Source organism: Photobacterium sp. DNB22_13_2, from assembly GCF_052873915.1.
This window is the reverse complement of sequence record NZ_JBNNXU010000007.1, coordinates 307,631-326,516: the sequence shown is the minus strand read 5'-3', so window position 1 is coordinate 326,516 and position 18,886 is coordinate 307,631. Positions and strand designations below refer to the sequence as shown.

Below are 18,886 nucleotides of genomic sequence, written 5' to 3'. Positions count from 1 at the left end.
CAATAGATAACAGTTATTAAGAAGCTTTATTAGAAGTAGTACTTAAAGCGCACACGAGCACCTTTGTCATCTAACTCGCTAAACATCGCACCATCGTTCAATCGCGTCCCTTCTTCATTCAAACTAGTGTGGAAAGCACCTAAATAAATAGAGAAGTCTTCTACATCAAACACGTCAGCAAACTCATACGAAGCATAGAAAGTGTCGATTTTCACTTTACCATCGTAGAAATCAGACTTCGCATCGAAGTCATTCACACCATAGATGTAACCTAGGCCAAAGCCTTTCCACAACACGTTAAGACCGATAGATGTGTCTTTTTCATTCAGCGCATCAAGATAAGCAAGATTTGCATTCACAGACAAGTCGTTCAGTGTATAGTTTGCCGTAATACCGTAACCGATACGGTCACTAACATCATTGCCTTCAGTATCAATTACTGCGTCTTTTACAAGGTTTGCTTCCATTGCACCGGCGATAGTAAAATCACCCATCTGATAAGCGACGACTGGACGTAGAACAATCGCATCTTTGTTCGAAATAACTTCACGACCGTGATAGGTAACGCCGGCATCTTCAGTATTAGTCCCGAACAAGTCAGCTCGTTCACCAATCACGCTGGCAAGTTCAACATATAAGTTATCGAAACTCTGGCTATACATCAGCTGGCCCGCTGAAGTGGCACGGCCACGCGCTTCCTTCATCTGATACACATAACCCGCACCATCACGGTAAAGATCATTGGCAGTATCACCCGAGTACTCAAGGAATGTATCTTGACCAACAGGGAACATATCGTAGGCTTCAAAACGTCCCATACGCAAATCCCAACCACCCTGCTCACCGAATGAGAAATAAGCATCATCCAGATTAACGTCACCGTTAGAATCCATTAGCGGTTGAGCCTTAACTGCCAGGTAGTGACCGCTTTCTGTTTTACGCTCACCGGCAAATTCAATCAGGATACGGCCAGTTTGGTTGTAACTAGAATCTTTATTTTCTGTATTTAGCGTATCTGCTTGATCATTGTCTTGATAGTTAAAATCAAACTCAACATCACCGCCGATCGAAAAGTTACCTTGCTCATTATCGACAATGCTGATCCCTGCTGTTGCAGTTAGAGATGTAGCTACTGCTACTGCCGCTAGGGATAGTTTGAATAGACCACTGCGTTTCATAAATGTCACTCCGGATAATTGTTATATATGCTAATCATTGTGTACGAAGTGATTATTGCTAAATCGGTTTAGCTGATCGAGAAAAAGCTGCTAAAACAGTTTAGCTTTGTGATCGTAATGACATTTTCTTAAAAACTGTGATCTCAAGATATGTCTGCACTTACACATATTGAGATCACATAAACACGCTAGAAGAATAAATTAATCATGAAGGACATTAAAAAGGCTGCATAAGCAGCCCTATAGTTCTGGTGGGAATAAGATTGTGCCTAGTTAGCTACGCCAACGAATAGACGCATCCAGAGCAAACATGGTCGGGCTGACATGTTGGCTAGTCATTAATAGCTGGATAAGCTGAAAGCTTCGTTTGGCTAACTCTTCGTTATTTTGCGCAATGGAGTCGATATTCCAAGGTAAGCAATCAAGAAGATCATGATTATCGAAAGTCACGAGACGCATTTCTTTATTAAGCAATGCATCTAGCAGGTTATTTTCATTGAGATAACGTAACACCCCTTCGAGCAAGGTATAGGATGCTGTAAACAGTGCCTGAGGCAACCGGCCAAGCTCTTTATGGAGTTGCTCCATTAGAATATAGCCTGACTCAGTTTGGTAGTCGCGGTGACGAATCCACTTATCATCTAATTGAAGACCTGCCCGGTTTAGCCCAAGTTGAAAACCAGCTATGCGGTGGCGACTCGGTGATAGTTCTAACTGACCACCAAAATAATAAAACTCATCGACAGATTCAGCTGTTTTACTGATTAATTCGGCGGTGACCTTGGTAGCGTCGGTGATCACCATGGGTAAAGATGATTGGCCAATATGACGGTCAAGTTGTAGCACCGGGATCTGTTTGGTTAACGCTTGATAGTACTGATCATCAGTCTGGCTTGAGGCAATGATCAATCCGTCGACTTGGCGCTTGATCAGGCCCTCGACAGCTTGTTGTTCGATAGCGGGATTATCTTCTGAGCAAGCAATGAAAAGCTGCAATCCTGCTTCACGGCATAAACGCTCTAACTCTCGAGCAGTAGAAGCAAAACCAAAGTTTGTCAGATCGGGGATCACCAAGCCAATCGCATCGGAGCGTTTAGCTTGCAGAGATTTAGCATGAACATTCGGCGAGTAATTTTGCTCTTTCGCTACAGCAAGAACCCTTTCCCGAGTCTCGTCTTTGATCCGAAAAGTTGATGCTCTACCATTAAGCACCATACTAGCGGTTGTTTTGGAAACCCCAGCCAGTTTGGCAATATCGGCGATTGTTATACGTTTTCTTTTTTCCACAACTAACCCGTTTTAGCTTTGTCTTGGCTTTCATTATGTTGACAGAGTACAAAAATGAAAAGTAAAACAGATCAAAAGTTAAGGTTAGAGTCAACTTTGACTAACAGAAAGAATAATCACAGTAAGAATACGCACGCTCTCGTCTTGGAAAAAACAAACAATCTTTAACAAAATGCTTTGCCCGTGCTGACGAGTATAAACACACATCAGACTCAATTAATTGCATAGTTTCAAAGTCGAGCCCCAACTCTTCGCAAGACACACGCAAAACACTATTTTCACACAAGGTCTCATTGCTCCAACGAACGGTGTAAATATAGCCAACCCCATCTGCGTAGCGAATGCTCTCTACAGTTCCAATCCACCCTGAAATTTCTTGACCAAAATCAGGATCAACCATACCACCATTTACAGAGACCATATCTTCAATACTGAATTTACTCTTCATCTGTTCCATATAGGATTCCAACACTGCAACTAACCATTTCAAAGCTAATATTCGACTTGGCCCATCCCCCCCGATGGTTTATTTAGGCTGGAAGGGAAGCAGCGAGGTCAGAGGGGGAACACCGACCTCACTGCCTTGCAAGCTACAAAAAGCTCCACAACTGTATAACTGACAACTCAATTAATACCTAAACAACATATCACAAAATGCTCCCATCGATTCTGTGGCAGCATATTTGCGATAAACATCACAATATAAAACCAAAAAACCACCTTTAGCGTGACAGATAACACAAAAACAACCTGAAATTTTACAACATTATAGTACCTGCTAGATTATCAATAAAAAAATATTGATCGGTATCGCAAATAACAAAATCACACCCAAAGCAAATTAGTGACATTAATCACAAAACAGTCGATATGTTAAGTATGACTTTGTATGTGAGGCTGAGATCAGATTAGATTTCGCTCAAAAAACAGTGTATTCATAGCTTCATACCAACAGCATTATGTCGTGTAATTTTATTACACAGGCAAGTACAAGTCCTTGTACTAACGAATTAGTCTGACGTTTTCAATCTCAAAGAAGGCCAAAGTGGCAATACTGCCAACATATCCAACTTCACCTTATGCTGAGAGCCAAATAGAGCTACAGAGATAAGTTGATAATCAACACTTTGTATACTTCAGACGCAAAAAGGCCGGTAGAAACCGGCCATTTGCAAAAAATTAACAACATTAAAATGGGTATCCGCCCCGCCCACCTACGAACCAGATTCAGCTTTGAGTACTCCACGGCGGATTTGATCTAACTCGATAGACTCAAACAGCGCCTGGAAGTTACCTTCCCCAAAGCCTTCATTACCTTTACGCTGGATAATTTCAAAAAAAACAGGTCCTATAACAGTGTCAGTAAATATTTGTAGCAATATACCCGTCTCATCACCGTCAATCAGGATCTTCAAATCATTCAGCTTAGCAACATCTTCATTATGTCCCGGCACACGTTTATTGATCCCATCATAATAGGTATCGGGTGTGTTCATGAAGATCAAGCCCCCCGACTTCAGCTTCATTACTGTCCCGAATATATCATCAGTACTCATGGCAATATGCTGGATCCCTTCCCCGTTGTACTGATTAAGGTACTCTGCAATTTGCGACTTATCATCATGAGACTCGTTGATCGGGATCCGGATCTTGCCACAGGGTGCCGTCATCGCCCGCGATAGCAATCCCGTCATTTTACCTTTGATATCAAAGTGTCGTATTTCCCGAAAGTTGGCAATACGTTCATAAAAACTCGCCCATAAATCCATGTTTCCCTGTTTCACATTATGGGTAAGATGATCAATCACGAGCAATCCTGCATCACACTCTTGCATGCGGTCCGGGTAATCGGGATAGAAATCGAAGTCGATATCATAGATGTTGCTATCACCGTATCTGTCGACCAAATAAATCAGTGACTCGCCAATACCGTAGATAGCGGGAATATTTAGCTCCATCGGCCCAGCCTGAGGAGGGCAAGCTGTCGCCCCTTTCTCTACCGCATATGCCAAAGCTTGAACGGAATCAGTAACCCTGAACGCCATGGCATTGACACTCGCACCATGGACTCCGGCAAAACCTGCCGCCTGAGAGTGTAACTCCCCGTTGATAATAAAATTGACATCACCTTGGCGGTATAGCCACACCATTTTGTGTTTGTGCTTGGCGACTTCAGCAAACCCCATATCGTGAAAGAGTTGTTTGAGGTTTGCGATCCCTTCGGGCGTTGGAGCGGTATATTCCACAAACTCAAAGCCGTCTGTCCCTAATGGATTCTCAATCATCTTCATCATCCTTTCTGTCATCAATCATCATGGTCGTATGACCTTATCTAAAGAATTAGCAGTTCCGTTATAGGATGAGAAATTCGTGCCGCAAACCCTGTTGCAGAAATGTAAAGCAAAGACGTAAACTCTCATTGCCAATTTCAATCACTCATTTTTGAGTACTCATGAGCTAGTCGTCACAAATTGCATTTTCTTCTTATTTGTCAGTGAGATTTTCCTTGTCTCATCACCAAAAAGATCAAATTCACACTACAGTTAATGAAGGAGGAAAATATGATATGACAGTGACAAAGCGGGACCAGCTCAAACTACCCAAACGCAAAAAATCAGCGGTACAACTCTCACCCGAAGTAGAAATACACCTGCCTACATACCATTTTCTTGTTAATGAATTTGAGCATGCCAGAAGGCACGAGCTGGGAATAATCCGAGATGATCACGAAGAATTTATTCATCAATACAGAGTTGCATTGAGAAGGACTCGTTCGCTAATCAACCAACTCAGCCCCCTATTCCATAGGCAGGAAAAAGAGGTATTGAAAGAGTGCCTGAGGCAGCTGATGCAGCATACCAATTTGATGCGTGACCTAGATGTCTTCTTGCTAAATATGGAGCAATATTTTTCATTGCTCGAACATCAGCACCACAAAGGCTTGACCCGCTTCTTTGACGATATTCAATCCCAGCGTAGGAAATCATTGAAATACCTCAAAGGATGGTTGAAATCCGGTGAATATAAGTCTGTATGCAAGAAGATAATTACCCAGTTTGACAACATGCGGGACAACCCTACCGCCGAAGGACAGTTAGAATGCAACACCACAGCACATAGCTTTTTATGGCACCAGTTCAAACAGATAGAAAGCCAGTGCCATAACATAGATGACAATAGCGATGATACTATCATCCACCAGCTACGTATCGACTGTAAAAAATTCCGATATTTATTAGAATACTTTGCCCCGGTTTTACCAGTGAAAGAAACTGAACAGCAGATATCCCAACTCAAGATTCTGCAGGATAGACTCGGCAGCTTTAATGATTCATCAGTCCAATTGAATTTTTTCAAACACTACTTAACAGAGCAGAAACAAAAAAGCGGGCGCTACAAAGCAATTGAGGAATTGATTGATATATATATGGATTATCACTTAAAAGCAAAACAGTTAACGGTGGAACAGCTTATCCTTTTTAGGCATCCCAAGAACCTTGACCTTTTCTATACCTTGTATCAAGAGCCTGCATCTTGATAGCCACACCTTTCATAGAACAATACTAAAGTTATCGCCCTTGCAAGCAGTGTTAACCCATACAAAGGTATGGGCTAACACCAGTATTAGCGGTTAAGCGCGCGGACGATGTCTTTTTCAATCGCCTCTGGCGTTTTAGTTGGGGCAAAACGCTTCACCGGCTTACCATCACGACCAATCAGGAATTTTGTAAAATTCCATTTGATTTTCTTACCCATCAAGCCTGGCAGCGCACTAGCTAGATATTTGAATACTTCGTGGCTATCTGGTCCATTCACATCCACTTTTTCAAACATCGGAAAGCTAACACCATAATTTAACTGGCACACTTGTTCGATTTCGCTGTTCTCGCCCGGCTCTTGGCCGCCAAACTGATTACAAGGAAAGCCGAGGATAATCAGCCCTTTATCCTGATACTTATCAAATAGCGTCTGTAAGCCTTTGTATTGAGGCGTAAAGCCACACTCACTTGCGGTATTCACAACCAAGACAACCTTCCCTTCAAACTCGCTCATATCAACAACATCACCGTTGATCTTGCTGGCAGAAAGCCCATAAAAGCCTGACATAACATTTCCCTCTGAGTAATTAGGACGTCGTGTTTAAATACACAAACCTCTTGTTTATACAGTCTAAGTGAATGATTTAGAAAGTTAGCTCTAATTTTCGTATACTGCCTTAAGCGTACATTTACCAATAGCCCAGTATGAAACCATTAAAACATTTATTGAACGAATTTGGCTTTGAGCAACTCCCATTTAGTGACGACGAGCGAGAATTTGCTGACGGGTTCATTGATTTTCGCGCTGAGTTTTTCCTCAGCGTATGCGAACAAAAAGCTGAAAAGCCACAGCAAGACCTTGCTCTGGGCTTATTTACTCAGTCTTTCCAACAAGTATTGGATGAGTATCAAGCGACGCAGAGCAAAATCTCAGAAATGGATACACTATTCCAACAGCATGTAGGGAAAGAGCATGCTCAGAAATTCCATACAATGAATGAAGTAGAGGTGAAGGCCATTGGGATGATTTGGTTTTTATGTCAGGGCTTCAATGGCATTGATTTTAGTTATGCCAATGACCAAGCTACAGAAGTAAGCGAGTTACTCGCGACAAACAGCTGCCAGCATGCTGAAGAAGTCCGACAGCAATTCATGCAATCCTATTACATAGGAGTTGATCAGCCTCACATAATCAAACCGAAACCAAGCTGGTTATTAACATTACAGAAAGCCGTAAAATCGCTTTTTAATTAAAGCACTTAGCGAATAAATACAACCATAACTGCTTTGCTTTGAACATACTCTTCCTTTAACCATTGGAAAATAAAGGATATTAACTGGTGTACCCAGGCAATAAAATAGTTTGAATATTTAATCTATGCTAACCAGTTCAACATAAAGGCATTTAACAAAACAACATACAACTTTTACATCATCGATCGTTGCACGCTTTTTACCCTGATTGTATGATTATCACACTTCAAATATGTTGTTCCTTAAACGATTTATTGCTCGCCTATCATGGATTTGATAGGCGTTTTTTTTAGATAATCGGCCTAAACTGAATCTCTAGATAATGTGCTAATTTCTGTTGCAGTAACTGTTTCCTCTCCTCACTCAAAAAACTAGCTTTAATTGCATTCTCGCTGAATCTTGCCACTTCCTGTTTAGTCAAACCAAATGTCTCGGCAACAGCCAAGTAATTGTCATTTATATAACTGCCAAAATAAGCGGGATCATCCGAATTAATCGTAACCAATACACCTTGCTTCAATAGATCGACAATATTGTGTTCTGTCATCTCACCAAAAACATTTAGTTTTACATTAGATAATGGACATACCGTTAATGGTAGTTGATGGTCTATCAAATATTGCACCAACTTAGGATCATCAGTACATCGCACGCCATGATCGATACGATCAACGTGAAGCGCTTCGATCGCACCCCAAATATAATCGGCTGCCCCTTCTTCTCCCGCGTGAGCGACTGTTTTAAAACCCGTATTCCTCGCCATCGCAAATACACGCTCAAACTTTTCCGGTGGATTATCCAACTCAGAAGAATCTAACCCCACCGCCACAATATCATCCTTATAAGTTATCGCTTGCTTGAGGGTTTCGATGGCGTCTTCTTCTGGTTGATCGCGCAGGAAACACATAATCAAACCCGATGAGATGCCAAGATTGGCTTCTCCGTCCTTCAAAGCACGTGTTATCCCTCCTGCGACGGTATCAAAATGGATACCGGTTTGAGTATGGATTTGTGGGTCAAAAAATACCTCGGTGTGAATAATGTGCTCTTCTTTACAACGCTTAAGGTACGCGTAAGTCAGATCATAGAAGTCCTCTTCAGTTTGGAGAACTATGGCACCTTGATAATAGAGGTCGAGAAAAGCTTGGAGATCATGAAATTGATAAGCCGCTTTTAGCGACTCAATTGATGAATAGGGAAGCGTGACGTTATTTCGCTCGGCCAGAGTGAACATCAACTCAGGCTCGAGTGTTCCTTCAAGATGAAGGTGAAGTTCAACCTTGGGCAAACCACTGATAAAGCCTTTCATTACTCTTCCTCCACAGAAAGGGTGAAGCTCTCTACCCTTTGGAGTCTCTGACAGTATTGAAAGTAGTGTAGTTAAAGTTAGGTCCTTCCCCAAGTCATAGACAAGGCATACCTATGCAAACAGCGATTTTACCTGCAAGACTGTTCAAATATTTATGTAGGTTGGTATTAGTAGCGGTACCACTGACCGCGCATCATTAAGCCACCAAGTGCCATCATGACAATACCGCTGCTAAGCAATAGTTGATATTTATGCTTAACTTCACTAGCGGCATATTGGGAGCTAAAAGAGTGGAAATAATCTCCCCCACCAGCGCTAATAAACGAGCCCATATCAGAGACAACCTGCGCTTGGCCAATCATTCCGCCAATAGTTATAAAGCCAAAAATAAGAGAAACACTACCAATAAGTAATGAAAGAAATCCCCAAGTACGTTTGATGTCCATTTCTAGCCTAATCTTTTTGTTTTTTGCGTGGATGATAGTGTTGTAACACTATTCTAAGGCCAACATAGCGTAGAAAAATGAAAATATCAGACGATATTGACAATTTTATGAACGAGATCCCCAAAAAAACACAAAAAGTTATCTTAAGGCCTGTATCTGCAGGCGTTGAGATGGAAAAGACACCCAATCAAATGCACACTGACTGGGTATCTTGTAGATATTTAATAAGCATATTAACGCTAACTGGGAGTATATCGCTGCTACTCAGTCAAATCAGTATCTATCCAGTATTTAGAGCCAGATATATTAGCATCGAGCAACAGGCCTTTTTCACCAATCTGGTAAATGGCCATTCCTCCATTGTACTTGGCTGCCAGCTCAGCACTCTCAGTCCCGGCTACGGCACCAACTTCTGAAGTCGCTTCCCAACCGTCGGTAACAAAGCCATCAAAGGTTTCTTTGTCTTCAAAGAAAATCACCTGCTGGTAAAACTTACCGCCAAAGCCAGCTGCAAGACCGGCACCAAACATCTTCATATAGGTATGTTTCTCTGTTGTGCGGTTAACAGCGACCCCGGCCCCTTGGTTGGTATGGAGCATGAGCGAGAACTTACGAGAATCAAACACGGCATAGCCATAAGCACTGTCAAACAGAAGTTTGGCAGAAGGCTGGTCGTTGAATAACCGAACCAAGGCCGTATCAGCCATGGTATTCAAGGCAAGACGGGCTTCCTCTGGGGTTTCTGGCTCAAGCATCTCATCAAGCTTTGCATCAGCAACATCCAACCACTCTTTGCTTTTCTCTACTGAGGCATCCGTCCACTCACCGGCAGTATTATAGGCATCCTCACCCCATTCAGAAACTGAGTCCCATGTCTCTTTGGAAAAGTCCGACACTGAATCCCAGGCCTCTTTTGAGCCTTTACCGACTTCTTCGCCCAAATTTGAAGCCGCATCTTTAATCTCTTCCCAGCCGGCATGAACCGGAGTGATAGCAAGTGCCAATAACGCAACAGCAATTTTCAGTTTCATTTGAATTCTCCTCGCACGTTCACGTTAATAGTAGCTCCTCTATAATTTGTAACAACTGGCTATCAGCATGATTCAGGTACATATGTGTGGAAAGCAGTCTAAAGAAGACGTTCAAATGAAGAAACTATTTTGAATGGCATTGAAATCAAGCTGTGAAGCTGAGCTTGTAAATGGTTGCAAAACGTTGATCGTCATCGCCAAAAACATATAATTTCACCAACCTCGCTATTTCGGATATCAGCATGCCTCTGTCTAAAGACGCGCTTAAAACCATTCATGTCATCGCTAAATCAGGTAGTTTTGCCGTTGCCGCTGAGCGGCTCAACCGTGTACCATCAGCCGTTAGCTATACCGTAAAAAAAATGGAAGAGGAGCTTGGGTTTTCATTATTTGACCGAACTGGTCGGCAGGTAAAGCTGACACCTGCAGGGCAATATTTTATCGACCAAAGCCAATGGATGCTCGACTCCTATGAGGAGTTAGTTCGCAATACCGCCATGATCAGTACAGGGGTTGATGTCTCATTTTCTATTGCTATAAATAATATAATTAACCGAGATGGCCTCATTGATTTAATCGAACAACTAAATCATCAATTTCCTTCGACACAAATTTCAGTCAAAGCGGAAGTTTATAATGGCTGTTGGGATGCGTTATATGATCGGCGAGCAGACTTGGTCATAGGAGCCCCCCACTCGGCACCAAAAATGGAAGGGATCATCTATCACTCTATAGGTAACATTGAATGGGATTTCATCGTTGCCCAATCTCACCCGCTAGCTAGCCAGATTACCGTATTAACCGCCGAACAATTGCGTTATTACCCCGCAATTGTCGTCAGAGACACTTCACAACATATTTCACCACAAGACACCTGGTCGCTCACGGGGCAAAAAGTCATTTATGCTCCGGAAATAACCACGGCGATAAAGATGATCGAAAGAGGTGTCGGGATCGGCTATATGCCTCACCACCGCATCAACACCTTACTCGATCAAGGCTCTGTCATTAAGAAAGCTATTGTCGAGCACAAACAACCTACACAACTGTTCTACGCCTGGCACGCTAATCGTGAAAGCCCAGTATTGAACTGGTGTATTGAGTACTTAATGCAACCAGAAAACCTGAACCAGTGGTGCCACTAATTAGCGCCTCTAAAGACGCCGTGATCCAGTTCAGGTTTTCGGCCTTTTCACCCACCAAAAAGCTGAAATGACACATCAGATTTTTCGATGTCTGCAAATAAACTGTGATTTTCCCCCTACCTTGGCCATTAAACACCATAATAATGTGATGAGTCACACATCAAAGCCTGACTCATCAAAATCTTTGATTTCACAGGTCTAATTTACTCACTTTTTTAATTAGTCATAGCTGGATAATATCAGTCCTGTGCTAACCACTAAGAGTTAGCCTGACCCAATAATTAAAGGTTATTGAACTATGACTAGAACATTTAATGCCGAACCCTTTGCCCTCGAGTTTACCCCTGAAACGACAGCGTTAGTCGTTATTGACATGCAACGTGACTTTGTTGAGCCTGGCGGCTTCGGTGAAGCCCTTGGTAATGATGTATCGTTAGTTCGCTCAGCCATTGAGCCTTGCGGAAAAGTACTACAAGCAGCGCGCGATGCCGGAATGATGGTTATTCATACTCGTGAAGGTCACCGTGCTGACCTTAGCGATTGTCCACCAGCGAAACTAACTCGCGGCGGTAAGACGTTTATTGGTGAAGCGGGTCCAAAAGGCCGTATTCTCATTCGTGGCGAAGAAGGCCATGACATTATTCCTGAGCTCTATCCTATCGCTGGTGAACCTATTATCGATAAGCCAGGTAAAGGCGCTTTCTACCAAACAGATCTCCACCTTATACTGCAAAACAACAACATCAAGACACTGATTGTCTGCGGCGTAACAACCGAAGTTTGCGTCAACACAACAGTGCGTGAAGCCAATGACCGCGGTTATGAGTGCATTATTCCAGAAGATTGTGTAGGTTCGTACTTCCCTGAATTCCAGAAATATGCACTGGAAATGATCAAAGCCCAGGGTGCAATTTTCGGCTGGGTATCTAATGCTGAAAATATTATCGAGGGACTTAAGTAAGCTGCTGACATGATCTTTGCGCTTACAAAGGGATACCTTTGTCCAACCCAGCCATTCAATGGCACCGTTCACAGTGTCTTTCGTCGGTCGGTAAATATAATCACTGACCATACAGAAACACCTTGGGTATCCCTACTTGACGACTCATTACCTGCGACCCCAACCGCCTATCAGTGCGATTTGGGGTCACAAAAAGATTTAACGATACAAGTAAATAAGGGTGACAAGGTATTTATGCGAGGAGGTGTTATACGCTTTAGTTCTCCTTCATCGCTGACAATAAACACCTCATCAGCCACTAATTGGCCGCAAGCACCGCCTTTATTAAACATAGATATAAAGAGCGTTAAAAATAACATTCTCATCGCGGAAAGTGTATTGACTAAACATGTTTCTGAAAAAGAAATTCAGCCATTATGCTCTGTTGATGAATATATAAAGCACCTAGGTTTAATCACACCGAGCTGTATTCACTCTTTTCCGGAGACGCTCGTTGAAAACATAGGTGATGGCAGAGGACTGACACCATCCGGAGATGACTTCCTGATCGGCGTTATGGCCGTGCTGGCCAGTATACAGAGGTTAAACCCTGCGGCAGACCTAGCCTACCAGCGTTTGCAGCAACTCGTACCACAAGGTATTACGAAGACAACAGATATCAGTGCCCATTATTTATCACTGGCACTATCACGGCATTTTTCAAAGCCTGTGCAATGGCTGATTTATCACTTATTTACGGCAACAGACAGACGAATAATTGAAGCAACAATAACAGCCAACCTCAATATTGGTTCAAGCTCTGGTGCCGACACGGTTGCAGGCATTATGTACTGCATAAAGAAATTATTACTGAGTAAACAAGTTAAAACTGACTGGTATTAATATGGTTATTAAATATAAAGCGTTTGAAAACCTCTATCAGGACTCTGTATCCCTGATGCAGATTTCAGCCCGCCTTAATAAAATTGATGGCATCGAAGAAGCTTCGGTCGTTATGGGTACCGAGGCAAACTTATCCCGCATGGTTGATGCCGGTTTTGGTACTGACATCTCGGCAAAGCCCAACGACCTCGTGATTGCAGTTCGAGGTGATGAAAAAGCCTGTGATGAAGCCATCGAACAGGCACATACGGCCCTGACAGCCAAGCCAGATACCAGCAATGATGGCAAGCAATTATCACAACCTCTCACCAGTTTTGCGCTTGGTTTGGAGCAGCATCCCGATGCTAACCTCGCCTTGATCTCTGTACCGGGCGAATATGCTGCAGCTGAAGCGATAAAAGCACTGAACCTTGGTCTGAATGTCATGATGTTCAGTGACAACGTATCACTTGAAGATGAAAAACGAATCAAACAGCTGGCACAACAGAAAGAACTAATGGTCATGGGACCAGACTGCGGCACTGCCATTATTAACGGTATTCCACTAGGTTTTGCCAATGTTGTCCGTCGCGGTGCAGTTGGTGTCGTTGCTGCCTCTGGCACCGGCTTACAAGAAGCAACCTGTCGTATTCATCAACTTGGTGAAGGCGTCTCTCAAGCTTTGGGAACTGGCGGTCATGACCTGCACCAAGAGGTGGGTGGCGTCTCTATGTTACATGGTTTGGAAGCGCTAGCAGACGATGATGATACACGAGTCATTGTATTGATATCGAAGCCACCAGCAAAAGCCATTGCAGAGCGAATCCTAAAAACCGCTTCGCTAATCAAGAAGCCTGTTGTCGTTCATTTCCTTGGTGCCAATGACACAGGCTCTTCACTTAGCAATGTATACATGGCTGACTCACTGGCGCACTCCGCTGAAGTCGCTGTGGCAATTCTCAACAAACAAGCGATCCCACAAGCCCAAACTCTGACACAAATGAACCTAAAAGAGACTGAGCTGCAGCTTACACAACTAAACAGCCAACTCACCGCAACTCAGCGATATATCAGAGGAGTCTTTGCTGGCGGTACCTTCTGCTATGAAGCTCAGATCATCGCATCTCAATATGGGCTTAGCGCATACTCAAACACCCCAAGCAAGGGCAATAACCTGCTTGCTGATGTTTGGAACAGCCAACAGCATACCATTGTTGATCTAGGCGATGATGACTTCACCCAAGGTCGCCCGCACCCAATGATTGACCCTAGTTTGCGTAATCAGCGCATTCTTCAAGAGGCCCAAGACTCCAATACTGCAGTTGTACTATTTGATGTTGTGCTTGGCTATGGCGCCTCGGAGCAACCATTATCCGAACTCTTAGCCATTATTGACAAGATTAAGACCGAGCTGAGTAATCCTCCGGCCTTTATTGCACATGTTTGCGGTACAGAGCTTGATCCTCAATCTCGTGAATTGATCCGTCACTCACTGACAGAAACCGGTGTTTTTGTCGCAAACAGTAATGCTGATGCTGCGCACCTTGCTGCTCATTTTGTCTCTCAACTTGGCTAATTAGGTAATTCCAATGAAAGCACTTTTCACTCAAAAGCTTACGGTCCTTAATGCCGGTCTCGCGAGCTTTGCCTCTAACATTGAACGTGCCGGTGGTGAGGCCATTGCCATGAATTGGCAACCACCAGCAGGTGGCGACCGTGACGGCGGTCTCGCCCTTGCGAGTCTACTAAACCAACCTGAGGTTGAGTTGGCAAACCAAACGGCCATGGAACGCTACCTTGCTGCCCAGCCAATGCTTGTTGATGTCATGCTAGCAGGCGAAGCAATTCCGGCACTGGCAGCGAACAAACTGATATTGCACGCAGGTCCGCCTATTGCTTGGCAAGATATGTGTGGACCGGTTCAGGGCGCTATCTTGGGAGCTATTCTATTTGAAAAATGGGCAGAAGATCTTGAGCAAGCAGAGGCTCTCATCCTTAGAGGAGAGGTCAACTTTGAACCATGCCACCACTATGACGCCGTAGGCCCGATGGCAGGCATCATCAGCCGCTCTATGCCACTTTGGGTCGTTGAAAACCCAGCAAATAATAATGAGCGTGTATACAGCAACTTCAATGAGGGACTTGGTAAAGTCTTGCGCTTTGGTGCTAACAGCGAAGCGGTTATTGAGCGCCTTGAATGGATGGGGACCGAGCTTGCTCTGGCCATGAAGGCCATGCTGGTAGAGTCCGGTCCGATCGAGTTGAAACCGATCATGGCGCAAGCACTCCATATGGGAGATGAAGTCCACAACCGCAATGCGGCAGCAACGGGATTACTACTCAAGCAACTGGTTCCGGCACTACTGAGATCCTCACTACCTCAAGATCAAATTCAGCGTGCAGTGAGTTTTGTTACTGCCAACGATCATTTCTTCCTGAACCTGTCGATGGCTGCATGTAAGAGCATGCTAAAAGCGGCTGAAAATGTACCACACAGCACCATGGTTACCGTGATGGCCCGCAACGGTGTCAATTTCGGTATCCGCCTTTCTGGTACTGGCAACACATGGTTCCAAGCACCAGCAAACCCTGTAGATGGACTCTTCTTCCCCGGTTACGGCGTCGATGATGCGGCGGCCGATTTGGGTGACAGCGCCATCACCGAAACCGCCGGTGTCGGTGGCTTTGCCATGGCATCTTCACCTGCCATCGTAAAATTTGTTGGTGGCACGCCAGCCGATGCAACAAACAACAGTCGCTCGATGCAAGCCATCACACTGGGGGGCAATCCGGCCTTTACCCTTCCGGCACTGAATTTTGCACCAACGGCTGCAGGTATTGATGCCCGCAAGGTCGCTGATCATTCCGTACTGCCAATTATCAATACCGGTATCGCACACAAACAAGCCGGTGTGGGACAAATTGGTGCCGGTATCACCACCGCGCCAATGAAATGCTTTGTTGATGCATTACGTTCACTCGCAACCCAACACTACCGCTAGGAGCCAGAGATGAATAAAAAACCTTTAGCTGTTGTGGCTTTCGGTGGCAATGCCCTGATTGACGATAACGCACATTGCTCTATTCAGGATCAGTATCAAACCGTAACCAATAACGTTGGTTACCTGGTGGATTTAATCGAGCGTGGATGGGATCTGGTGCTCACTCACGGCAATGGCCCGCAAGTCGGCTTTATTCTGCGCCGCTCAGAACTGGCTGCCCATGAAGTTGCCCCAGTTCCGGTCGACTATGCCGTCGGAGATACCCAAGGCGCGATCGGCTACATGTTCCAAAAAGCATTGAGCAATGAATTACAACGCCGTGGACTGGCTCGCCCAGTAGTCACATTGGTAACTCAAACTCGTGTTGATCCGCAAGATCCGGCTTTCCTGGCACCGAATAAGCCCATCGGTTCATTCATGGATAAGGCGACAGCCGAGAAACATGCTGCAGAGCTAGGTTGGCACATTATGGAAGATGCTGGCCGTGGATGGCGTCGCTGTGTTGCCAGCCCAAGCCCGCAGGAAGTGATTGAACTCGAAAGTATCAAAACCTTACTGGATTGCGGTTCATTGGTTATTGCCGGCGGCGGCGGTGGTATTCCGGTTGAGCGCAATGAAAGTGGGGACTTGATCGGAGTCGAAGCGGTAATCGACAAAGATGTTTCTTCCGCGTTACTTGCCAAACAGTTGCAGGCCGACATGCTGATCATCCCGACGGGCGTCGAGAAAGTCGCCATCAACTTTGGTACTCCCGAGCAACAATGGCTCGATCAGCTCACGCCAAGTGATGCCAAAGCACTAGGGGAACAAGGCCAATTTGGTGAAGGCTCAATGAAGCCCAAAGTTGATGCTCTGCTTCAATTTCTTGACGGTAACCCCATCGGCGCAGGTGTGATCACCAAAGCCAGCACATTAATCCAAGCCATTGATGGTACGACAGGTACTTGGATTCGCAACAACCACTAATTCAATTGGGTCCGGCATGACCGGGCCCCTTTTAACGGAGTACACCTGATGTCAAACACTACCCTTTTAGCCGTAAACGGCACCTTGATGCGCGGCCTTGAGCTAAACCCAAACCTTACCAATGTTGGCGGGACATTCATTCGTGAAGACAAAACCGACAACCACTACCGCCTGTGGTCTATCAATGATGTCCACCCTGCGATGATCCGCACCATAGAAGCAAGCAACAGTGTTGAGCTTGAAGTTTGGGAGCTACCAATGGAAGCCTTCGCATCTGTACTTAGCAATGAACCTGCGGGGTTATCTATCGGCAAAGTGAAACTAGCCGATGGTTCTGAAGTGTTGGGCGTTCTTGGCGAACCTTGGCTAGTCGAGGGTCAACGTGAAATCACCGCAACCGGTGGCTGGCGCAGCTACACCGAAGCCCAAAACGTGATGGAAGAATAAAGACAACAGTACACCATCACGTTATTGCCCATGGAACATCTCAAACCGAATTAAATCGTGAACGAAAGGCATAATCATATGAGTAGTAGAAATAAAACGGATTTATCCAATACTGCGTCTGGCTTCCAAATAGCAATGATCCTGCTGGGGATACTTGTGACACCAGTATTGCTGGCCTCCTCAAGTTTGGGTAGCCAATTAAATTTAGGTACTGCTGCTGTTGTTATCGCAGTGGGTAGCATTATCTTAACCGTACTAGCTGTCATCAACATATCCATTGGTGAAAAAGCCCGCTTGCCCACCTACGGTATCGTGAAATACTCCTTCGGTAGCAAAGGGGCAACGGCCATCAATATTATTATGGCCATCAGCCTCTTTGGCTGGATAGCCGTTACTGCCAATATGTTTGGCCATAGTGTGCACGATCTGCTTGCAACCCAGTTCAGCCTTGATCTACCCGTTCCAGTTATCGTTGCAGTTGGCTGTGTCATTTTCGTTGCCTCTACGGCCTTTGGTTTTGAAGCGCTGGGGAAAGTGTCAAAATTTGCAGTGCCAATCATTGCCCTGTTGATGTTTGTTATCTTGTACTTGGCACTTAACAGCTCCGTTTCTGTGGCAGAGAAACTCAGTAGCTTGAGCTTTGGCGCCGCAGTCTCTTCAGTAGTGGGTACCATTATTGTTCTGGTCGCAACCTCTCCTGACTTTGGCAGCTTTGTACGCAACCGTAAACACGCCATACTCGCGGGTATCCTGACGTTTGGTTTAGCTTATCCGGTGTTGTTCTTGGTCGGTGCGGTTCCGGGCTCAATGACCTCAGAAGGTTCACTACTAACAGCAATGGCGGTCATTGGTACCACGCTTCCAGCTGCTATTTTGTTGGTTTTCGCCTGCATCACTGGTAATGCCGGAAATATGTTCCAAGGCACACTCGTTGTTTCAACCTTATTCTCTCAATTCCCTAAATGGAAGATAACCGTTGCACTGGGTATTCTTGCGACTATCGTCGGCAGCATGGACATCATGGCATGGTTTATTCCATTCCTATTGTTCCTTGGTATTGCCACTCCACCAATATCAGGCATCTATATTGCCGACTACTTTATCAATCGCCGTAAAGGCTATGACGAAGTAAGTCTGGAAAACGATCCGGCCATTAAGCCATACACGTTTGTTGCTTGGGGTGTCGGTTCACTTGTTGGTTTTTGTACCGTCAATGGTTGGTTCACCCTCACGGGTATCCCGTCATTAGATTCTATTTTGGTCGCATCACTCGGATACTTCCTAGTTTCTCGAATTGTCACCTCCAAAAATAAGCTAGAAACCAAGCAGGCATAATCAATAGGATAAACCTAGACAATCAATCTTAATCCAGATTCCCTTAGCATTGTTGAGGGAATCTTTTGAGTTGTAGCGAAGAAATGATTATTAAGTGAAAGGTATAATTGATTGATAATTATGTG

18 protein-coding genes are annotated in these 18,886 nt (G+C 44.6%); 10 read left to right on the top strand and 8 right to left on the bottom strand.

Annotated features, from left to right (window positions below):
• Positions 1 to 29: 29 nt before the first annotated feature.
• The 4 genes from ACVA58_RS13540 to hppD all read right to left on the bottom strand — a co-directional run bounded on the left by ACVA58_RS13540 (position 30) and on the right by hppD (position 4,756).
• Positions 30 to 1,178 carry a carbohydrate porin gene (locus ACVA58_RS13540; protein ID WP_446510962.1) on the bottom strand — a complete coding sequence of 383 codons (1,149 nt, stop codon included), beginning with the start codon at positions 1,176 to 1,178 and terminating at the stop codon, positions 30 to 32.
• Between the two features lie 273 nt (positions 1,179 to 1,451).
• Positions 1,452 to 2,465 carry a LacI family DNA-binding transcriptional regulator gene (locus ACVA58_RS13535; protein WP_446510961.1) on the bottom strand — a complete coding sequence of 338 codons (1,014 nt, stop codon included), beginning with the start codon at positions 2,463 to 2,465 and terminating at the stop codon, positions 1,452 to 1,454.
• 100 nt (positions 2,466 to 2,565) lie between these two features.
• Positions 2,566 to 2,922 (bottom strand): hypothetical protein, encoded by a 357-nt coding sequence (locus ACVA58_RS13530; protein WP_446510960.1) that lies wholly within the window; start codon positions 2,920 to 2,922, stop codon positions 2,566 to 2,568.
• 757 nt (positions 2,923 to 3,679) lie between these two features.
• Positions 3,680 to 4,756 carry a 4-hydroxyphenylpyruvate dioxygenase gene (hppD, locus tag ACVA58_RS13525; protein WP_446510984.1) on the bottom strand — a complete coding sequence of 359 codons (1,077 nt, stop codon included), beginning with the start codon at positions 4,754 to 4,756 and terminating at the stop codon, positions 3,680 to 3,682.
• A 275-nt stretch (positions 4,757 to 5,031) separates the two neighbouring features.
• On the opposite strand from hppD, the gene ACVA58_RS13520 reads away from it, so the two are divergent.
• Positions 5,032 to 6,003 carry a CHAD domain-containing protein gene (locus ACVA58_RS13520; RefSeq protein ID WP_446510959.1) on the top strand — a complete coding sequence of 324 codons (972 nt, stop codon included), beginning with the start codon at positions 5,032 to 5,034 and terminating at the stop codon, positions 6,001 to 6,003.
• 86 nt (positions 6,004 to 6,089) lie between these two features.
• Here ACVA58_RS13520 and ACVA58_RS13515 read toward each other — a convergent pair whose 3' ends face one another.
• Positions 6,090 to 6,572: a glutathione peroxidase gene (locus ACVA58_RS13515; RefSeq protein WP_446510958.1), complete on the bottom strand. Its 483-nt coding sequence runs from the start codon at positions 6,570 to 6,572 to the stop codon at positions 6,090 to 6,092.
• A gap of 137 nt (positions 6,573 to 6,709) precedes the next feature.
• Between ACVA58_RS13515 and ACVA58_RS13510 the strand changes: the two genes are divergently transcribed.
• Complete coding sequence (locus ACVA58_RS13510) at positions 6,710 to 7,258, top strand: hypothetical protein (protein WP_446510957.1); 549 nt, start codon at positions 6,710 to 6,712, stop codon at positions 7,256 to 7,258.
• Between the two features lie 289 nt (positions 7,259 to 7,547).
• Here ACVA58_RS13510 and ACVA58_RS13505 read toward each other — a convergent pair whose 3' ends face one another.
• From ACVA58_RS13505 to befA, 3 genes are all read right to left on the bottom strand, one after another.
• The gene (locus tag ACVA58_RS13505) at positions 7,548 to 8,567 is read right to left on the bottom strand and encodes an adenosine deaminase (protein WP_446510956.1); all 1,020 of its coding nucleotides are present in this window, start codon (positions 8,565 to 8,567) and stop codon (positions 7,548 to 7,550) included.
• A 167-nt stretch (positions 8,568 to 8,734) separates the two neighbouring features.
• Entirely contained in the window at positions 8,735 to 9,013 is a 279-nt protein-coding gene (locus ACVA58_RS13500; RefSeq protein WP_446510955.1) for a hypothetical protein, read from the bottom strand.
• 260 nt (positions 9,014 to 9,273) lie between these two features.
• Positions 9,274 to 10,044: a beta cell expansion factor BefA gene (gene befA / locus ACVA58_RS13495; protein WP_446510954.1), complete on the bottom strand. Its 771-nt coding sequence runs from the start codon at positions 10,042 to 10,044 to the stop codon at positions 9,274 to 9,276.
• Positions 10,045 to 10,286: 242 nt separating this feature from the next.
• Here befA and ACVA58_RS13490 point away from each other — a divergent pair, with 242 nt between their 5' ends.
• The 8 genes from ACVA58_RS13490 to ACVA58_RS13455 all read left to right on the top strand — a co-directional run bounded on the left by ACVA58_RS13490 (position 10,287) and on the right by ACVA58_RS13455 (position 18,761).
• Entirely contained in the window at positions 10,287 to 11,189 is a 903-nt protein-coding gene (locus ACVA58_RS13490) for a LysR substrate-binding domain-containing protein (protein ID WP_446510953.1), read from the top strand.
• A 298-nt stretch (positions 11,190 to 11,487) separates the two neighbouring features.
• The gene (locus ACVA58_RS13485; protein WP_446510952.1) at positions 11,488 to 12,150 is read left to right on the top strand and encodes a cysteine hydrolase family protein; all 663 of its coding nucleotides are present in this window, start codon (positions 11,488 to 11,490) and stop codon (positions 12,148 to 12,150) included.
• A gap of 9 nt (positions 12,151 to 12,159) precedes the next feature.
• On the top strand, positions 12,160 to 13,032 hold the full coding sequence (locus ACVA58_RS13480; RefSeq protein ID WP_446510951.1) for a DUF2877 domain-containing protein: 873 nt from the start codon (positions 12,160 to 12,162) through the stop codon (positions 13,030 to 13,032).
• A 1-nt stretch (position 13,033) separates the two neighbouring features.
• Positions 13,034 to 14,587, top strand: coding sequence for an acyl-CoA synthetase FdrA (gene fdrA, locus ACVA58_RS13475; RefSeq protein ID WP_446510950.1), 1,554 nt, complete (start codon positions 13,034 to 13,036; stop codon positions 14,585 to 14,587).
• Between the two features lie 13 nt (positions 14,588 to 14,600).
• A complete protein-coding gene (locus ACVA58_RS13470) occupies positions 14,601 to 16,013 on the top strand; it encodes an oxamate carbamoyltransferase subunit AllG family protein (protein WP_446510949.1) in 1,413 nt (470 codons plus the stop codon).
• Positions 16,014 to 16,022: 9 nt separating this feature from the next.
• Positions 16,023 to 16,979, top strand: a complete 957-nt coding sequence (locus ACVA58_RS13465; protein ID WP_446510948.1) for a carbamate kinase — start codon at positions 16,023 to 16,025, stop codon at positions 16,977 to 16,979.
• Between the two features lie 48 nt (positions 16,980 to 17,027).
• Positions 17,028 to 17,426, top strand: coding sequence for an allophanate hydrolase-related protein (locus tag ACVA58_RS13460; protein ID WP_446510947.1), 399 nt, complete (start codon positions 17,028 to 17,030; stop codon positions 17,424 to 17,426).
• 78 nt (positions 17,427 to 17,504) lie between these two features.
• Positions 17,505 to 18,761 (top strand): cytosine permease, encoded by a 1,257-nt coding sequence (locus ACVA58_RS13455; RefSeq protein ID WP_446510946.1) that lies wholly within the window; start codon positions 17,505 to 17,507, stop codon positions 18,759 to 18,761.
• The last annotated feature ends 125 nt before the right edge of the window (positions 18,762 to 18,886 follow it).